The organism is Parasphingorhabdus sp., from assembly GCF_039968395.1.
In the GTDB taxonomy this organism is placed as follows: Bacteria; Pseudomonadota; Alphaproteobacteria; order Sphingomonadales; family Sphingomonadaceae; genus Parasphingorhabdus.
This window is the reverse complement of the sequence record NZ_JBDVPV010000002.1, coordinates 280,601-297,693: the sequence shown is the minus strand read 5'-3', so window position 1 is coordinate 297,693 and position 17,093 is coordinate 280,601. Positions and strand designations below refer to the sequence as shown.

Annotated in this window: 16 protein-coding genes; 10 read left to right on the top strand and 6 right to left on the bottom strand. The window is 51.9% G+C overall.

Features of this window, described 5'->3' with window-relative positions:
• Positions 1 to 28 precede the first annotated feature (28 nt).
• The 6 genes from ABJI30_RS05585 to ABJI30_RS05560 are packed head-to-tail and all read left to right on the top strand — an operon-like array spanning position 29 to position 4,210.
• The gene (locus ABJI30_RS05585; RefSeq protein ID WP_348016195.1) at positions 29 to 490 is read left to right on the top strand and encodes a c-type cytochrome; all 462 of its coding nucleotides are present in this window, start codon (positions 29 to 31) and stop codon (positions 488 to 490) included.
• Positions 487 to 1,419, top strand: coding sequence for an SUMF1/EgtB/PvdO family nonheme iron enzyme (locus ABJI30_RS05580; RefSeq protein WP_348016194.1), 933 nt, complete (start codon positions 487 to 489; stop codon positions 1,417 to 1,419). The genes ABJI30_RS05585 and ABJI30_RS05580 overlap by 4 nt, the downstream gene beginning before the upstream one ends.
• A 1-nt stretch (position 1,420) precedes the next feature.
• Positions 1,421 to 1,843 carry a hypothetical protein gene (locus ABJI30_RS05575; protein WP_348016193.1) on the top strand — a complete coding sequence of 141 codons (423 nt, stop codon included), beginning with the start codon at positions 1,421 to 1,423 and terminating at the stop codon, positions 1,841 to 1,843.
• Positions 1,844 to 1,866: 23 nt separating this feature from the next.
• Positions 1,867 to 2,559: a hypothetical protein gene (locus ABJI30_RS05570; protein ID WP_348016192.1), complete on the top strand. Its 693-nt coding sequence runs from the start codon at positions 1,867 to 1,869 to the stop codon at positions 2,557 to 2,559.
• A 23-nt stretch (positions 2,560 to 2,582) separates the two neighbouring features.
• Positions 2,583 to 3,569 (top strand): hypothetical protein, encoded by a 987-nt coding sequence (locus tag ABJI30_RS05565; RefSeq protein ID WP_348016191.1) that lies wholly within the window; start codon positions 2,583 to 2,585, stop codon positions 3,567 to 3,569.
• A gap of 44 nt (positions 3,570 to 3,613) precedes the next feature.
• Positions 3,614 to 4,210, top strand: a complete 597-nt coding sequence (locus ABJI30_RS05560; RefSeq protein WP_348016190.1) for a VOC family protein — start codon at positions 3,614 to 3,616, stop codon at positions 4,208 to 4,210.
• 5 nt (positions 4,211 to 4,215) lie between these two features.
• On the opposite strand, the gene ABJI30_RS05555 is transcribed toward ABJI30_RS05560, so the two are convergent.
• From ABJI30_RS05555 to ABJI30_RS05540, 4 genes are all read right to left on the bottom strand, one after another.
• Positions 4,216 to 5,532 carry a hypothetical protein gene (locus tag ABJI30_RS05555; RefSeq protein WP_348016189.1) on the bottom strand — a complete coding sequence of 439 codons (1,317 nt, stop codon included), beginning with the start codon at positions 5,530 to 5,532 and terminating at the stop codon, positions 4,216 to 4,218.
• Entirely contained in the window at positions 5,529 to 6,251 is a 723-nt protein-coding gene (locus tag ABJI30_RS05550; RefSeq protein WP_348016188.1) for a chromophore lyase CpcT/CpeT, read from the bottom strand. Before ABJI30_RS05550 ends, ABJI30_RS05555 begins: the two co-directional genes overlap by 4 nt.
• 17 nt (positions 6,252 to 6,268) lie before the next feature.
• Positions 6,269 to 7,762, bottom strand: a complete 1,494-nt coding sequence (locus ABJI30_RS05545; RefSeq protein WP_348016187.1) for an FAD-dependent oxidoreductase — start codon at positions 7,760 to 7,762, stop codon at positions 6,269 to 6,271.
• 202 nt (positions 7,763 to 7,964) lie between these two features.
• On the bottom strand, positions 7,965 to 9,329 hold the full coding sequence (locus ABJI30_RS05540) for a tetratricopeptide repeat protein (RefSeq protein WP_348025403.1): 1,365 nt from the start codon (positions 9,327 to 9,329) through the stop codon (positions 7,965 to 7,967).
• A 192-nt stretch (positions 9,330 to 9,521) separates the two neighbouring features.
• Here ABJI30_RS05540 and ABJI30_RS05535 point away from each other — a divergent pair, with 192 nt between their 5' ends.
• Complete coding sequence (locus tag ABJI30_RS05535) at positions 9,522 to 10,532, top strand: VOC family protein (RefSeq protein ID WP_348016186.1); 1,011 nt, start codon at positions 9,522 to 9,524, stop codon at positions 10,530 to 10,532.
• 81 nt (positions 10,533 to 10,613) lie between these two features.
• Here ABJI30_RS05535 and ABJI30_RS05530 read toward each other — a convergent pair whose 3' ends face one another.
• Positions 10,614 to 11,987 (bottom strand): O-antigen ligase family protein, encoded by a 1,374-nt coding sequence (locus ABJI30_RS05530; protein ID WP_348016185.1) that lies wholly within the window; start codon positions 11,985 to 11,987, stop codon positions 10,614 to 10,616.
• A 479-nt stretch (positions 11,988 to 12,466) separates the two neighbouring features.
• Between ABJI30_RS05530 and ABJI30_RS05525 the strand changes: the two genes are divergently transcribed.
• The 3 genes from ABJI30_RS05525 (at position 12,467) to ABJI30_RS05515 (ending at position 16,243) form a co-directional block, all read left to right on the top strand.
• Positions 12,467 to 13,672 carry an NF038122 family metalloprotease gene (locus ABJI30_RS05525; protein WP_348016184.1) on the top strand — a complete coding sequence of 402 codons (1,206 nt, stop codon included), beginning with the start codon at positions 12,467 to 12,469 and terminating at the stop codon, positions 13,670 to 13,672.
• A gap of 265 nt (positions 13,673 to 13,937) precedes the next feature.
• Positions 13,938 to 14,963 (top strand): glycosyltransferase, encoded by a 1,026-nt coding sequence (locus ABJI30_RS05520; protein WP_348016183.1) that lies wholly within the window; start codon positions 13,938 to 13,940, stop codon positions 14,961 to 14,963.
• The gene (locus ABJI30_RS05515) at positions 14,960 to 16,243 is read left to right on the top strand and encodes a glycosyltransferase family 4 protein (protein WP_348016182.1); all 1,284 of its coding nucleotides are present in this window, start codon (positions 14,960 to 14,962) and stop codon (positions 16,241 to 16,243) included. Before ABJI30_RS05520 ends, ABJI30_RS05515 begins: the two co-directional genes overlap by 4 nt.
• Positions 16,244 to 16,288: 45 nt before the next feature.
• Here ABJI30_RS05515 and ABJI30_RS05510 read toward each other — a convergent pair whose 3' ends face one another.
• Positions 16,289 to 17,083, bottom strand: coding sequence for a CpsD/CapB family tyrosine-protein kinase (locus tag ABJI30_RS05510; protein WP_348016181.1), 795 nt, complete (start codon positions 17,081 to 17,083; stop codon positions 16,289 to 16,291).
• Positions 17,084 to 17,093 lie beyond the last annotated feature (10 nt).

The window sequence follows — 17,093 nt, the reverse complement described above, 5'->3', positions numbered from 1 at the left end:
GATCAGGTATTTTATTAAGAGGGCAAATATGACAGTTAAAAAACATGTCGCGTTAGTATCAGCAATTCTAATAACGGCAGGATGCTCGGGCGGTGACAGCCTGCCTGCGGATCAGCAGGAACCAACCAGCACTGAAGCGCCTGCGAAAACAGCGCCTGAAACTCCCGAAATTGAACTCAGCGCGCTAGCAAAAAAGGGCAAAATCGCCTTCCTAAAATGCCGATCATGTCACACGGTTAAGCAAGGTGAGCCGCATCTAACGGGACCAAATCTGCATGGTTTCTATGACACCAAAGCCGGGACACGTGATGGTTACGTTTACTCCGAAGCACTTTTGGCATCGGGCATCTCCTGGAACGATGCTGCGCTCGATAGCTGGATTGAAAAGCCTACAACTGCGATTCCAGGTACAAAAATGGTGTTTGCCGGCATTACGAATAAGGAAGAGCGGGACGCATTGGTTGCCTATATGAGGGAGGTTACACAATGATGTCTGCACGTTTTGCAGTCGTAGCTGTGGGTTTGGCGGGAGCCATGGCTTTACCATTTTCTCCCGTTTTTGCAGACAATGCATCTAACAGCTTTACCGACTGCGACAACTGTCCGGAAATGGTCATTGTCCCATCAGGCGAAGCGATGATCGGTGCAGAACCTTTTGAAGCAAACCGCAAGCGCGGCGATGTATCCCTGCGCAAGGTCAAAATCGCCTATAAACTTGCTGTTGGCAAGACGGAAATTACCCGTGGCCAATACAGACTCTTCATGGAGAAATCGGGCCATAAGATGGTTCAGGATGGCTGCAATACCTGGTCACGAAACCGGATCATGGGATATGTAAAAAACCACAACTGGGATAACCCGGGATTTCCGCAGAATGACAAGCATCCAGTCGTCTGTGTCAGTCACACAGATGCCACTGAATACGCAAAATGGCTCGCGGAAAAAACCGGTAAGCCTTACCGACTTTTGTCGGCAACTGAATATGAATACGCGGCGCGCGCCGGTACTCGCGGTCCCTGGTATTGGGGAACATCACAGCGTGATGCCTGTAAGAATGCCAATGTTGCCGATGATATTTTCCGGCGAAATTTTGATCATGCCCCGCTGTTCAAATGCGACGATGGCTATGAGCACACCGCACCGGTGGCCACATATGAACCCAATGCATGGGGACTCTATGATGTGCTAGGCAATGTTTACGAATGGACTGACGATTGTCTCCATCGCGATGCCAGCAATATTCCGACCGATGGGCGTGCATGGCTGGCGGAAGATGGCGGCGAATGCGATCGCAGGGTGCCAAAGGGCGGGAGCTGGGTGTCCGGCACAGATTGGGTTCGAGCGGCATCACAAGCAGGGGATCGGGCAGGATACCACAGTCAGCTTCTTGGCTTTCGGGTCGGGATGAAAATGCCCTGAGATGACAGCTGCTTTTCGCATTTCGACGCGACTACGCGAATTGGATCCGGCAAATGCCGGTGATAACGAGCTGGCTGCACAAATGCCTGCGCTGATGGCGCATGCCGGTCGATGGGGAGGTAATTTCCAACATTTTGATAATGAAGGTCAGTTTCTGGAAAGCCATCAGGCCGTTGTACAGCACCAATTTCCTGAAGAGGGTCCTGACGCGCATGTCCAGGACAGCCCTTTCATCTGGGAATCCGACTTCGTAAATGTACCGGGCAATATCTCACAGACATCATATCCACACCTGCCACTCAATGAAATGATCTGCCTTGAACCCAAAGGTAATCGCCGTTCACGGGTGAGGCAGTGGTTTAAAAATGGCCGTCTATTCAAGCGTACCTTGTGTCGGGAACGACGAATCAGCAATACACGTTAAAAGCGCATCACAAGGGTAAAAATATGTCCGAGTTCATGTCCATCCCGCTCTATCAAATTTTGGTCTATGTACACTTGTTGCTGTTTGTGTTCTGGCTGGGTGCAGATATTGGCGTCTTTATGCTCGGGCAGCATTTTCGCAAGCGAGAGAAATATGATCTCCCGCAGCGAATGATCCTGCTGCAGCTGCTTGTCAATCTCGATATGGTGCCGCGCATAGCATGGGCGTTGATGGTGCCACTGACGCTCGCGATGGTCGATTCCGCAGGCTATTGGGACTTGCCGACTTGGGCAATCATAGCTGTTTGGATACTGGGCGGGGCCTGGATCTGGCTGATCTGTGATGCGCACAAACATGACCAGACACCGCGAGCGGCGAACGACCGTAAGATCGAGTTTGTTCTGAAAATCTTTCTGACTATTTTCTATTTGGGGCTGGGCACGATTTCATTCGCGACAGGCGAGCCGCTGGCCGCCACATGGCTGGCGACAAAAGCACTTATGTTCGGGCTGATATTTGCAGCTGCGATCATGATCGATGTTGCTTTCAAGCCGGTTGGACCGCACTTAATCAAGCTTTTGAACGAAGGCTCTTCCGACGAAACCGAAATCCCACTGCGGCGGACGATGGATCGCACGCGCATATGGGTGTGGGTTGTCTATGCACTGCTCTTGGCAACAGCGTTTTTGGGAAATGTGAAACCAATTTTAAATTAAGCCGAGCGATCAGGAGAGACTTTGTGGAAAGACTGATATCTATTGGAGTAAGGGTTGCTTCCTTTCGCATCCTCATTGTCGGTTCGTTTCTCCTGTCATGGCCTTCCATCGCAAATGCGCAAGGCGAAGATGGTTTGCGGGCTGAACGGAATTTGCAGGTGATTGCCGAAATGCTGCCAGGCCGTTTTGACAACGCCAATCAATCCTATTTCGACAGCCGTCTGAAAGAACCCGCCGCTGAACAGCACCCCCGGTTTCATACCACCATAAAACGCATAAAATCACCCGAGATTGGAGAATATGTCTTTTCGGCAACTTTCGTTGAACAAACCGAAGGAGAGCGGACAGAGCAGTTTCTATATTCCCTCGCAGTCAATGACGATGGTTGGTCAGTACGCATGAAAATCTACGCCCAGACGGATACTGGTGATCACGGTTCGGGAACCTATCTGTCAAATTGCGACATATTATGGCTGGAAGAAGCCGGGCAGTTTCGTGCGTCACAGGCAAATGACAACTGCCAAACCGGGTCGCATATAACGTTGGCGAGGGAGATGCTCTTGTCCGAAGATGCTTTGTGGGTGAAGTTTCGGCACGATTCCCGGCGTTATTATACAATGGAGCGGGCGCGGTCCTTTTCTTGCTACCTGGATGTTCCCGGTGTCGGCGGAGGACGTGATATCCCCTATAAACGTTATCAAATTCCAACCATCCACGATCGCGGCGGCGAGGTGTGGACAACTCTGGATGATGGCAGCGAAATTTCAATCAGGTTGCAGAACATCCGGTGGCCGATGAACAACTTGAAGAATATTTTTACCCGCCATTCGTTCGTCATCTACATCAACAAGCGGGAAGGCGACAAGACCGAGGAAATTACCTATGCATGGACCGCGCCGGATGCCCAGCGCATCGGGGTCAATCTGAAATGGATGCTCGTCAACTGCTTCATGATCAACAACGAGAATGTAACGCCCTTCTTCAAGACGGAACCAAGATTACAGGAATGAAGTGGCGCTGTGGAGCCGCCTTCCTCAGGAAAAGGAAAAACCACATGACAGCCAAGTTTGTTCCCCTGTTCATACCGGTGATGCTGGCCATCACAATGCCGGCAACAGCGCAAATCAAACCGGCACCCTGGCCTGAAAAAATGCCGGAATTTCAATCTGCGGTATTTGCTCGTGCAGGGGTGACGGTCCGGGATATTGACGAGAGTTTGAAATTTTATCGCGATATATTGGGCATGACGGTTATCCATGATCGCAAAGCGATGTTTGATCCCAGACTTGTTGAATTTGCGGGCCTGGAAAATGATCGGACAATCAGGCTGGTAATATTGCGGCCAGCGATTACCGGCGATGCAAAATTCCACGCAGGCTATATTGCACTATCGGAGATTTCCGATGCCGAGGGGAAGAAGCTGAGCCCCAAAGAGCCTGTTTCAGGCGACGGATCTGATCCCGGTTCGATCATGCTGCAATTCATGGTGGAGGATGCCAAACTGGTGCATCAGAAAGTCAGACAGCTTGGTTATGAGATTATTGCGGCACCCGATCCAGAAAAGCCGCATGGTGAGTTGTTGGTGAGAGACCCCAATGGCATTCGCTTTTGGATTACCGATCGATACAGCCGCGCGATCCTGATCGAATAAGCGTTTCAAAGATATCTCGGGAAAGCTTCCATATCCGGATATTTCAACAGCCTCACAACACGGCTGATCGCCATGATCCGTTCGCGGGCTGGAGAGATGGTTTGAATAAGCTGGTGCGCATCCTTTAGGCGACCATGCTTTGCCAGTCCCCACGCAATGTCGCGCTGCGTCACTGCCCTGAGCGAGCTGGTCGATCCGAATTTGGTTTCCGGCAATATCGCAGCCAGACCATTGGCGGTGTCAAATTCACCTGCAAATGCTGCCGAGCCGGCGATCTCGTAGTTGCAGAAATTCTCAAACAAAGGCGACTTCGCTTGCTTGGCGAATGTCAAAGCTTCGGCAAAAATAGCCCCCGTATCAGTATATAGCTTAATATCGGCCAGGCTGGTGGCAATGCGGCTCAACGCCCGCGCTCTTTCCTGATTGCTGTTTCCAGTCCGCGCACCAGCCTTGGCATCTTCAAAAAATTGACTGGCTTTGTCTTTCTCGCCCGCACGCGCATAAACCACTCCGATATCGCGCAGCGCCCCTGCGAAAAAATAACCGTTGTCCTGGGCTCGCGCGATTACATCTGCTTCCCTTGTCAGTTTCATTGCCCGTTTCTGATCACCCACCTCGAGCGCAAGCAATGCAACATCCGAACGCGCCGTGGACTGGTAGTAGGTGAGTCCCATGGTCATCCTGGCGATTGTTTCTTCGGCTGCATCAAAATTGCCAGCTTTTGCTTGATGGACAGCTATTTCGCGATATGTGCGCGCCTTGAACGATGAATGATTGTCGCTCGTTTCGGGAAAGGCCTGTACTTTTGAGAGCGCCAAACCTGCTTCGCCAATCGCAGCACGAACGGAAGCCAACTTGCCGAGAAGGTCGTATTTTTTGGCATTCTCTTCCAGTTTCTCTGCCTGACTTTCGCCCCAATCCATCAGACCCGATGCAATGTCGTCTTGACCGGCTTCGGCCGCAGACTTGCCAACTTCCGCTGCTGCTGAAATCTGAGACTGCACACCATCCAGTAACTTCACCTTCTCGGCTGCTTGCTCAAGATATTTTCGCGCAACTTGATCTTCACCATTGACGTGCAATGCAACCGCGTATTCCGCTGCCGCATTTATCCAGTGCGCGTCATTGTCAATTTCTGAAAATGCGCTTGCGGCAGAGTGCAACAAACAATTGGCGCTGACATTCCCGGTCTCGCAATCGCTCGGCTGTTCAGTGGCGCTCGCAACGTCCGGCAGAGTCTGACACCCCGAAAGACCCAATGTCACACTGGTCAAAATCGAAGTCAGTGCGATTCCAGAGCGCGGAAAAATAATTATGGTCAATTGACCCTGTCTAGCTCGTGATATGTATAATCGCCCGCCATCGAAACGATACTGTCGTCGGCCACGGCATTAATCTTGTCGCGAAACCAGAAACTGTCTTCACCGAGCAGCACCTGATAGCTAAAATAATTCTTGCCAAAGACGCAGGCCTTGTCGCCCATAGGCATGTGATATTTGTCGCCCTGCTTTTTAACCAAAAGGTCGCAATCATCTTGCAGCGGGAACATCTCTTCCTTTGTCAGGCCTTTTAACCTGGACAGGTCTTTCCAGGCACCGACATATTTCTTTTTGTCATTGAAATACCAGAGTTTGACCCGCACCTGATCCGCATCATCGATCGACAGGGCGTAAATCCGTTGGCGGAAGATATTCTCGGGATCGCCATGTTTGGTCTCTTCCACATAGATTACGTGATCGCCAAATTCCGGTAAGTCAATCGCACGATAATGGGATGTCACTTCGATATGGCCGCCTTTGCCCGTATCATCGACACGCCAGATCGGTTTTCCGGCAGCAGCCAGTGCTGTCAGTTGTCGGTCGTTGTTGTAGCTGCCACCCCACCATTTCATGATAGTGTTTAAATCCTGTTGCGCGGTGCTGGTTGCCGCACTGCCAGCGCTTTCTGCTTCGGATTCATAGCTACATCCCGAGACCATCAGCATGCAGGCCAGGCTTGCGACAGCAGTTTTCACCATCCGTGCGGCATTGATGCGTTTCATATTTTACTCTCCAAAAATCAAATCAGTTCGGCAACTTCAAAAGCCGCCCGTTCACCGGATTCCATCGCGCCTTCCATGCCGCGAGCTGCAACCGCCGTATGCTCACCGGCAAAGTGCACTCGGCCAGCCGGTTTCGCCATGTCCTTGCCAAAAGTGGACAATTGCCCGGGACGCCAGGCAGCATAGGCACCACCGGCAAAGGGATCGAGCTGCCAAGAATAGAATTTCACAAATTCCAGTGCACCTTTGGTGCTCGGACGAATTTGTTCGAGATAGGACAATATGCGCTGGTTCGCGGCCTCGGGCCCCAATCGGTCCAGCAAACTGGCCTGTCGGTCATTAGCGAATGCGATGAAACTCGTGATCTCTTCCGGGCTTTCCGGATTATTGCGAAGCGCCATGAACCGGCCGGTTGGACCATCGGTCCACATCGATGGCTGCAATCCGTCATCTTCCCAGAACTTGCGTTTGGGAACATAGTGAAGATGCGTCACATTGGTGTAGCCCAAAGAACGGATGGCCCGGGATTGCGCCGGTTCCAGCGGCGCATCAATATTGATCAATCGCAGGGCCGAGAAGGGCATCGTCACGATTACCCGTTTCGCCGTGAGCGTTGAACCGTCGTCCAGAACGACCTGCGCCTGATCTTTCTCACTCCTGATCCCTACAACTTTGGCATTCATTCGGATTTCGTTCTTCAGCCCTTTCGCCATACCTTCCGGAATGCGCTGATTGCCGCCTTTTCCGGCAAAGGGAGAACCCGGCAATGTGCCGCCGCTATTGGCCTGGCCAAAGGCAATGATATTGAACCACATCAGAACCGAAAGCCCATATGGGCCGCGTTCGTCGCCATAGCTCATATTGGTACCCGCACCGAGTTCAATTGCCTCCCTTGAGAAGCCTTTGCTGGTCAGGAAATCAAAAACCGAAACATCATATTTGGCAAATTTCGGATCAAGAAACTGGTCGGGTCCGGCAAGTGGATTATTGTCGCTGTAAATACCATATTTGAACGACCATGGCATCTTCTCCCGCATCGCTTCGGGAAAGGGATTAAGCCCGTGGCTAGCCCAATCGGAAGGTTTGATACTCTGACGTGCGATGTTGATGATTGTATTTTCTGCATTGCCTACGGTTCTCGCCCGTTCGGAGTCTTTTTCAATATTGTAGCGGTCCATGCTGCCGAGCAGCCGACCATAGCTTGAACCAATACCGCTACCCCCGGCTTCCGGAGCGCCGGGTACATCATCCATCGTGTAAAGCCGTCCGCCAACCCGGTCTCGCCCTTCCAACAGGATGACTTTGTGACCCAGCTCTTCAAGCAGAAGCGCTGCATTCAGACCTGACAGTCCAGCGCCGATGACAATCACATCAGCCTTATCCGATTTCGAACCGGACTTTTGGATAGGAGCTGATTTCTGGGAAAACATCCCGGACGAATAGGCTGCACCCGCCGCTACGGTAGCTACAGCCGCTCCTCCCAATACTGTTCGTCTAGTAACTGATCCCATAGGTCACCTCAGATGGATTTTCTACGATCTTATGAAGATCGGATTTTAGAATGAATTAGAGTCGCCCACCACAATGGCGTCAACATGGATTCATCAAAATCGGTTTTTGGTACATGTATGTTGACTGAAAAAGGCTAGAACTACGGCTATGTGATGCGGATTGCCGAGCTATTGGGCCGGAAGCGCTGAAAGAAGGATTAGCTCAATCGAGCCAGGCTAATTTTGGACCTTGCTTGCCACTTTTGGTAGCCAAAAACCCGTCGATCATAGACGTTATACGCGTAACCAGATTATTCTCTCTGGTTGACTTAGACACAGCGATAGTAATCGTTTCTTTGGCCTGCCTGACATCATCCAATCGATATTGAGCCATAGCTTTTGCGGCCCATAGCATGGTATCTTCTGGATATTTAGCGAGAGAGCTTTCGATCAACGGTAGGGCTTGTCTCGCTTCACCACGCTCGACCAATGCGAAACCCAGCGCCCAATTGGCGTAAGCACTGTCATCGAGTTCCAAGGCCTGTTTTGCATATGACACCGCCTGCTCCAGCATTCCCAGTTCAAAATAGAAAAGCGAAATATTGACCCGGGTGTAGTGCGGACTGTTTCGATTTTCACTGTTTGAGATACGGATATATTCATCAACATATGGTTGAATTTCAATCGAACGATCAACCGCTATTCTAGCAATAACCTCTCTGAAATAAGTGGAGCGCAGGGTTGTTGAATTTCCTTTTCCTGCTGTTGCGGCAGGGATCGCTTTGTCATATTGGCCGCTACGAAACAGGGCTTTTGAATGAAGATAATGAATCCACGAGGATTCCCATTTACTATGATCGGGCTCTACCGCGATTGCCTTTTCTGCGGCATCAGCCGCTTGCGCATATTGCTCTGCGGAGGCATGGGCCGACGCCAGCTCATACCATGACCATCGGTTGTTTGGATTTATCTGACTAGCTCGTATCCAATGTCCAATCTCAACCGGTTTATCATTTGCTACTCTTGCTGAAAGAGCTTCAAACCATGCCAGTTGTTCGCCGGTCATCATTTTCTTCCGAGGCATCAACGCAGCGATCTGCACTTTCGCCTTTTCATATTTTGAGCGTTTAGAATAGGCATATAAGAGATCCAGCTTCGCCGAGACATTGTCATCATCTTGCGCCACCGCACGCTCCAGCAGATCAGTGGCCTTGGGATATTCGAAACGGTCTTTCGCGTCGTAAAGCAGATCACGTCCGCGCTGATAGTCTGATAGGATTTGTGGTGCCGAGGAAGCCGTTGATGCCGGTGGTTCAGCAAGGGACGGCTTGCATCCCGTCAATGTCACCGTGATCAAAACCAGAGAAAACCCGGATTTCCAAATTCTGCCTGTCATTTTCAAACTTTCAATAAGGCCGCAATGAACCTTTAAATTCCAACATGAAAGATGACCGAGTGCACCGTGACAGGTCAACATTTCATGACGCAAAAGGGGAAAATGCACACATATGATTATAGTCTCATGAAATATCTTTGGGCCCGCGCGCCCTTTTGACTTCCAGACCGGGATATGGCCGGTCGTCAGCATGAGCTGATCAGGAGAATATTTTTCGCGCTGGCTCCCATGTCTGCCTCAAACTGAAACCGGAAAGTTTTCGAAATACCGGTTTCACCGTCAGCTAAACGTTGAGTAATTTGTTGCCCGCGTTCAATTTTCAATGTTACTGGTCAACGGACAAACCTCCATTGCTGGCAAGCAAAACTGTCTGTGATTTTGAAAATGGGTAAATTGATCATGCGCGCAAAAAGCAATCTCCTGTTGTGTTTGATGATGCTGGCCTCGGCTTGTGGACCAGCGGACACGGCACCCGAGATATCACCGATCCATCTTGATGATATTCATTTCATCGTTGCAAATGAAGCCGACGCCGTGGGCTTTTTTGAACAAAAATTTGGCGCGAGAGAGATGGCACATCCGGGAGAGCGTTTCGATCTGGCCCGGTTCCTGTCGGTCAAATGGCAGGACCCCACCATCACGATCACCCGAATTGGTCCCTACAAGGATTTGCCCCCCGAGCGAAACGCACGTTGGCTGGAGGCAAAGCTGATCCGTCCTGATAATGCAAAGATCAATCCCTATTACGGGGTCAAGTGGTTGGCATTTGCCACACCTTCGCTGGATGACGCGCGACGCAAATTGATTGCAGCTGGCGCCGGGATTTCTGAAACTTCCGTGAATTTACCGATGGAACCCGAAGCGAAAGCATTCAGTATCTATGGACCTGACGGGGCGGAATTGGTCATCGTCGAACGCAAAGACCGCGAATATGCAAACGCGGACTTTGCCATCGATCATATCCAGTTCCTTACGTCCGATGTAGCGGTGACCAAGAAATTTTTCGAAAATGTTTTTGATGGCACGACAACCGGGCAGACCAAGGCCGGAACGACTATGAAAGTAGCTGATGCTGTAATCACTTTGTCAGAACCAGAAGCCTTTGGTTATGATCGTGAAAAGGTCTCCCCCGCCAGCCGCTCAGGCGCCATTCAGCTGGGTGTTGACCACCTTGGCTTTTTATATGAAGACATTCAGGCTGCCGTTGATCAGGCCGCCCTCAACGGATATGAGCCCGTCTTCAAACCCACACGGTACATTTATAAGAACAAGCCTACGGTCTATACGTTCACAGCTTTTGCGAGCCCCGACAAGTTCAACATTGAAATGGTTCAGGTCGATGGCCGGCATGGTCCGCATTCATATTATGACCAACGCACAGAAACGGATCGCTAATGTTCGCTTTTGCGGATGAACGACGGCTAATATCCAGGCGCGACGCAAGTAGCCCGCCGTCCCGATAAAAGTGCGCGATGATCAGTCGGTTGCTTTCGCCCGCTTCTGTCGCGCCATTGCAGGAATCTTGTTCGGCTTGATGTCCGGATTCATTTTTTTGCGCTCAAGTATCGCTGCCCGTTTGGCCGCTTTTCGCTGCAGCATCAGACCGCCGAGCATTCCGAGATTAATCGCCACCATATACTGGACGTGCGATGTCACAAAAACCCACTCGTAGAGGCAATGCAGGCTGACGATTATCATCGTCACTCCTATGCCAAGTGCAAGTTCACCTCGTGGATCACTGCGGTTCTTCCAGGCAAATCGCAATGCCGCAAATATCGGGACAAACATGAAGATCATGAAGAATAGCAAACCCAGATAACCGGTTTCTGCGGCAACCAGCAGATAGGCATTATGGACTTTCGCCGCCCGGCTCCCATAGTTCCAGATCACGCCTGCACGTTCGGAATAGCCTTGTGTGTTGGCGACAACGACATACTGGTTCGCGCCGACTCCCATGGGATAATCATCCAGGATCATCTTCGCGGCACGTTCAAAAGCGACCCGTTCCTCCGCACTGCCTTCGACGGACTTGACGGCAAATCGATGCTCCAGAGAAGCCCATGCAACAGGTGTAGCGATCGCCAGCGCAAGCAATCCTGCAATCGCGGCTTTGGTTTTCCGGGCGCTGGGTTTGCGCAGCATGGACAGGCCAATCAACAGCACGACACCTACGCCCGCCAGTCCGATTGTCGCCCGAGAGGCACCCAAGGCGATTACAATCATCGCCGCAGCAACGCCGATCAACGGCAGCCGGCTTTTGTTTGTGGCCAACAGCATGGCCAGTGACGGATAGAGAACGAAATGGGTCACCATGCCCAGCAGATTCTGATGCCCGAGAGTTCCGCTTGCCTGCACGACGCCCGACAGCTTTTGACTGATGGCAAAGCCAGCCTGCAATGTGATGCCGCAAACCAGTCCCGCAATAATGATCCGCCGTCCGTTTTCATCCTGACACACTGTTGTTACCGCCATAATAACAAGCAGCATCGTTCCCAGTTGCCAGACGTAGAAGAAAGACGCCTGGGGATTGGCGGCAAAGGCGATAGAGAGAGCTGCAGATAGCAGATAGGCAATGGTAATTCCGACAAACGGATAGGTCCAGGGAGATCGCCGGGAACTCAGGACCACTGCAAGCGCGAGCGAGTCAAGCAAAGTCAGGATCAGGCCTTTGGTCTGTCCCTGCCAGGCCGGCCAGCTGATGAGCGCAGCATCCAGATTCCAGGCGGTAATAACAAAGGGTAGAAAACCAATCAGAAAATACAGATAGCGCCGATATCGAGGATTCTGCCGAAGCAGCATCATCAATGCAGGCACAGCGAAGATGAGCACTGCCAAAGCTACAAATCTCACGCCCGTGGCTCCATTATATAATGTCTCGTCCTCTTTATCATCGCTCGCTGCCTGTGATTACTGATTGTCTTTACTGGTTATCTTTAATGGCCCGAACAAAGAGCGATAGCGATTTTGGGGAGTAAAATCATCCTACTTTCGCTTCTCTTTCAAAAATCCGCTCAACAGACCAGTCAATCTGGTCCTGTCGGTTATGAGTCGGAACCCGCTCGGTCGTCCACCAGAGTTCGCGGTTAACGTCGTCCCGTTCTGGCACAGGTTCGTTGTGCACTCGTCCTTGATTCCGGCCGAGTCGTTTTGGCCCTCTGTGAACGAACCAGAAAACCGGCATTTTTCTTGCGTAATTTCGTTCATTCGAGTCAGATTTTTTCAACTCAGCTGATAAATTTTGAAGCGGCCCAATATTACATTGACTCTTCTGTCCTCATATAATTAACTCTTTATTAAGCCTATTCTGGCGAAAGTTGAGGGGAATATACATGAATAAAGCAAAGCTTTTACTTGCTAGCGCAGCACTGTTCGCAGTGCCATTGGCGGCAACGCCCGCAAGCGCATTGACGATCGTGCTGACCGATGATGGCGGCGGCGGCGTGGTAGAAGGCACGAGTGCCTTCAATGCCTTTTCCGCAGCAGCTCGGTTCTGGGAAAGCGTTTTCACAAATGATGCGACGGTCAACCTGACCGTGGGTTTCCGTTCGCTTGATCCAGGCGTTCTGGCTCAGGCCGGTAGTGCAAGGACCGATGTTGACGTTGGGAATTTCATAGGTGCTCTCGCAGCAACCGGAACGACCAACCTTGATGCGGCGGCTGTTCTTCCAACTCTTGGTGCGTCAACTGTTGCCGGTGCGACGGGTGCAGTAGATGCCGTGATCTCGGGTCCTCGGCCAGACGGTACGGGAGTGGCGCTTCCACTGGAACGCGTTCTCGACAATGATGGCGGCGATAACAACTCCATTTTGTGGGCGAACAACTCAGTATTGAAGGCAGTGGGCCTGCTAGGCGATGACGGCTCCGCAGATGGCGCCATCACGTTCAGCAGCAACTTCCAGTTCGATTTTAACCCCAACGATGGCATTGACGCTGGTGCGTTCGACTTTGTCGGTATTGCGATCCATGAAATCGGACACGCTCTTGGCTTTGTTTCCGGCGTTGATATTTATGATATCAATACGGGATTTGGTGGAGACATTGGAGCGTTCGGCCTGTTTTCGGCGCTCGACCTGTTCCGCTACAGCAACGAAAGTGCTGCTCAAGGTGCTCTGGACTGGGCTGTAGGTGGTCATGAAGACCCCGATACGGCGTCTTTCTTCTCGATTGATGGCGGCGCAACCAACTTTGGCGATGCCTTTTTCTCTACTGGTAGTGTCAATGGCGATGGTCGTCAGGCCAGTCACTGGAGAGATGTTGGTGCCGGTGAAACCCAGCGCGGAATCATGGACCCAACGTTCGGACGTAACCAGGAAGGCATTATCACAGGTCTTGACCTTGCCGCATTTGATGCGTTTGGCTGGAACCTGAACTATGATGTGCTCGCTGATCCGGACCGGACCTTCAATACGAAAGATCTTTTCGTGTCATCGGTTCCTGAACCAGCAACATGGGCGATGATGATCGGTGGCTTCGGTCTTGTTGGCGGTGCAATGCGTCGTCGTCGCAAGAGCGTTGCAAAACCAGCTTTCGCCTGATTCCGAACCTTCGGAAAAACCAAGAACCCGCTGGCGCAAGCCGGCGGGTTTTTTATTGCCTGAGGTAAAATCTTCAGACCATTTTTAACATTCTGAGTTATCACAATAATCTGTGCCGGAGTTACTTCTGGCATAGCTTTGAACGGCAACGTAAATTGGGCTAGAGCGCCAAAACATGTTTCAGCGAGCGGGAATATTGCAATGACACTATTTTCCCCTAGCATGGTGTTCCACCGCATCCGGGTCAAAAATGGAAAAATCATCGATGGCTGACCAATATTCAACAGAAGCAAGTCAGGCACACATGGTGGACCTCACGTCTCGCGTCGGTGTGGTGGTGATTGGCCGGAACGAGGGGCAACGGTTGATCAAATGCCTGGAATCCCTGGCTCCCTCAGATTGCCCGATCATCTATGTGGACTCTGCTTCGACCGATGGCAGTCCGGCTGCCGCACAGTCTCGCGGAGCGATCGTCCATCCGCTTGATCTCGGCAAGCCGTTTACAGCGGCAAGGGCGCGCAATGAAGGCTTTGCAAAACTGAAAGATGTAGACAGTGATGTCACATATGTTCTTTTTGTCGATGGTGATTGCGAAGTAGAACCCGACTGGATTGCAACTGCGGCGCGTTTTCTGAACGAAAATATCAATGTCGCGGCCGTTTGCGGGCGACGGAAAGAGCGGTTCCCCGATGCTTCAATCTATAATCAGCTGTGCGATCGCGAATGGAATACGCCGATCGGAGAAAGCGCTGCATGCGGCGGGGATGTGCTGATGCGCGTCGACTCTTTCGAAGCGGCCGGCGGCTATGATTCAACCATGATCGCCGGAGAAGAACCGGAACTTTGTGGACGGTTGCGGGATCAGGGGCTGAAAATCTGGCGTATCGACGCGCCGATGACCGTACATGATGCCGCCATGCTGCATTTTCGCCAATGGTGGCTGCGTGCGGTGCGCAGTGGTTTTGGATATGCGCAAGTCTGGGCCACGTCCCGTTCCACCAGCGATCCACTTTATGGCCGGGAAATTTTCCGAGCTCTTTTCTGGGCACTTGCCTTGCCGCTTGGCGGTCTGATTGCGGGACTGTTCAACCCGATTTTCTGGTTGCTGCTACCGGTCATCTATCTGGTTCAGATTTGTCGCATGGCAATTCGTTCCGGCCCGGGTCAGATCATATCCTGGCAAGCTGCCTTATTGATGATGGTAGGCAAATTTGGTGAGCTTGCCGGTATTTTCCGATTCGCCAAACGGACATTGCAAAAGCAGCAGGGCGGGACGATATTCTACAAATGACGCTCCAGTCGGATCATATCAGTGCAGCGTCGGGAGACCAGGGGCAACAAAAGCGGATTGGTTATCTCACCAGCCAGTATCCAGCGCCGTCTCATACGTTCATACGCCGGGAAATTGCACAGCTCCGCAGCCTGGGTCAGGATATCACGTCCTATAGTATCCGCCGGTCGGTAACCGGTCTCGACAGTTCACGGGACATCGCCGCACAGAAAGAAACCTATTATGTTTTGCAAGCGGGTCCGCTCGCTTATGCCAGCGCCCATGTGCGTGCGGTCGCCAGGCATCCTGTCCGCTATTTTTCTACTCTTATCAATGCAGTCGCGCATCGCGTGCCGGGTGCAAAGGCGTTTGTCTGGTCATTGTTCCATTTCGCCGAAAGCATCATGTTGGCGGATCGCCTGCAACGCGATGGGATCGCGCATCTCCACAATCATTTTGCCAATTCCGCTGCGACAGTCGGCATGCTGGCGGCCAGTTTTAACAACATCTCGTGGAGCCTGACGCTTCATGGAATCTCGGAAACCGACTATCCGGCGGGCTTGCTCTTGGCACGCAAAATCAAGGCTGCGAAATTTGTCTCCTGTGTTTCCTGGTTTGGGCGCGCGCAGGCGATGCGGATTGTTCCCGCTGACCAGTGGGACAAATTTCACACGATAAGATGCGGGATCGCACTCGATGAGCTGCCGCAAGCTGTAACTGCAACATTGGACCGGACGCGCAAACAGATTATTTGCGTTGCCCGCCTTTCCAGCGAAAAGGGGCATCCCGGTCTGCTTCAGGCTTTTGCTGAACTCGTCCAGGATGGCCATGACGCCGAGCTGGTCCTTGTCGGAGATGGCCCTGAACAGGACGCAATTCGCGCAACATGCGAGCGACTGTCGGTTGCGGACCGTGTCCGCTTCGCCGGCCGTCTGTCGGAAGCGGATACGCTGGCCGAGATCGCGGGTTCAGACCTGCTCGTTCTTCCAAGCTTCATGGAAGGGCTTCCGGTTGTGCTGATGGAAGGAATGGCACTTGGTGTCCCGGTCGTCGCCAGCCGGGTTGCGGGCGTGCCTGAATTGATCGATCATGGGCATAGCGGGCTGCTTTTTGATCCAGCAGATTGGGACGGCCTGAAGTCAGCGCTTGCCCTGAGCCTGAGCGACGAAGGCGAAGCTCTTGAACGGGCCGCTCGCGCCCGCGAAAAAATCGCCAGAGAGTTTGATATTCAAATTGCCGTCGCTGCGCTGCCGTTGCTTTTTGAAAATGCTATCAAGGGAATTGATCAGTATCGCTCCTGACCAATATGATGCCTGCAAGTCACTCGTTCTGATTTGCGAACCGGCTTAGTCAGCATAATATTTATTATACGCACCGCTTCCATAGCCATAGCCATAAGGATCGATCAAGCCGCCGACATACCGGTTCAATACTGTTCCGAGACAGGGCGTTGGATTGAGCAAAGTGACCGTGTTGTTCAATTGCTTCTTGGTCGTGATACCCTGCTCGATAACCAGCATATAGGCGTCGAGATTCTGCGCGATCATCAACGTATCATCATTGGCAAATGCCGGTGGAAGATCACAAATCACAATTGCATCATCAGGCAGATTTCTGATGCCTGCCATCAACGCTTCAAACCTTTTGCCGGCAAGCAATTCCGCAGAATTGCGCTGCACCCGGTAGCATGGAAAAAGGACGAGGTTGCTGTCGTTGATCCGGCGTCCAACTGCCTTGAGATCATCGGTTTTGCCTTCCAGAAATTCGCCCAGGCCTAATTTTCCTGCAATTCCCAGAGCCTCGGCCAGCGATCCACGCCGCAGATCAAAATCAAACAGGTAAACGGTTTTTTCTGCCAGCCTGGACAAGGCTGCTGCCAGATTGAGAGACATGAATGATTTTCCAGCCGCCGGAGTTGCTGAAGTCAGGCCGAAAACCTTCCAATCCTGCGCATCCAGTTCCTTTGTAACCTGTGACCGCAACAGGTTGAACGGCCGAGACCGTATGTCGTTACCGTCAAAGCCAACAACATGATTGGCTTCCAGGGTTTCTTCATCTGGAACCAGCGCTTCCAGCTCCTCCGGAGTCGGAATCCGGAAGGGTACGGAAGATGCAGAGGTTTCGATTGGCGAGTTGGACACAAATAAATTC

What these genes read in the sequence shown, in the direction of transcription:
- ABJI30_RS05585 (WP_348016195.1), top strand. Translation starts at nt 29, where the DNA reads ATGACAGTTAAAAAACATGTCGCGTTAGTATCAGCAATTCTAATAACG.
- ABJI30_RS05580 (WP_348016194.1), top strand. Translation starts at nt 487, where the DNA reads ATGATGTCTGCACGTTTTGCAGTCGTAGCTGTGGGTTTGGCGGGAGCC.
- ABJI30_RS05575 (WP_348016193.1), top strand. Translation starts at nt 1,421, where the DNA reads ATGACAGCTGCTTTTCGCATTTCGACGCGACTACGCGAATTGGATCCG.
- ABJI30_RS05570 (WP_348016192.1), top strand. Translation starts at nt 1,867, where the DNA reads ATGTCCGAGTTCATGTCCATCCCGCTCTATCAAATTTTGGTCTATGTA.
- ABJI30_RS05560 (WP_348016190.1), top strand. Translation starts at nt 3,614, where the DNA reads ATGACAGCCAAGTTTGTTCCCCTGTTCATACCGGTGATGCTGGCCATC.
- ABJI30_RS05550 (WP_348016188.1), bottom strand. Translation starts at nt 6,251, where the DNA reads ATGAAACGCATCAATGCCGCACGGATGGTGAAAACTGCTGTCGCAAGC.
- ABJI30_RS05545 (WP_348016187.1), bottom strand. Translation starts at nt 7,762, where the DNA reads ATGGGATCAGTTACTAGACGAACAGTATTGGGAGGAGCGGCTGTAGCT.
- ABJI30_RS05540 (WP_348025403.1), bottom strand. Translation starts at nt 9,329, where the DNA reads ATGCTGACGACCGGCCATATCCCGGTCTGGAAGTCAAAAGGGCGCGCG.
- ABJI30_RS05535 (WP_348016186.1), top strand. Translation starts at nt 9,522, where the DNA reads ATGGGTAAATTGATCATGCGCGCAAAAAGCAATCTCCTGTTGTGTTTG.
- ABJI30_RS05525 (WP_348016184.1), top strand. Translation starts at nt 12,467, where the DNA reads ATGAATAAAGCAAAGCTTTTACTTGCTAGCGCAGCACTGTTCGCAGTG.
- ABJI30_RS05520 (WP_348016183.1), top strand. Translation starts at nt 13,938, where the DNA reads ATGGCTGACCAATATTCAACAGAAGCAAGTCAGGCACACATGGTGGAC.
- ABJI30_RS05515 (WP_348016182.1), top strand. Translation starts at nt 14,960, where the DNA reads ATGACGCTCCAGTCGGATCATATCAGTGCAGCGTCGGGAGACCAGGGG.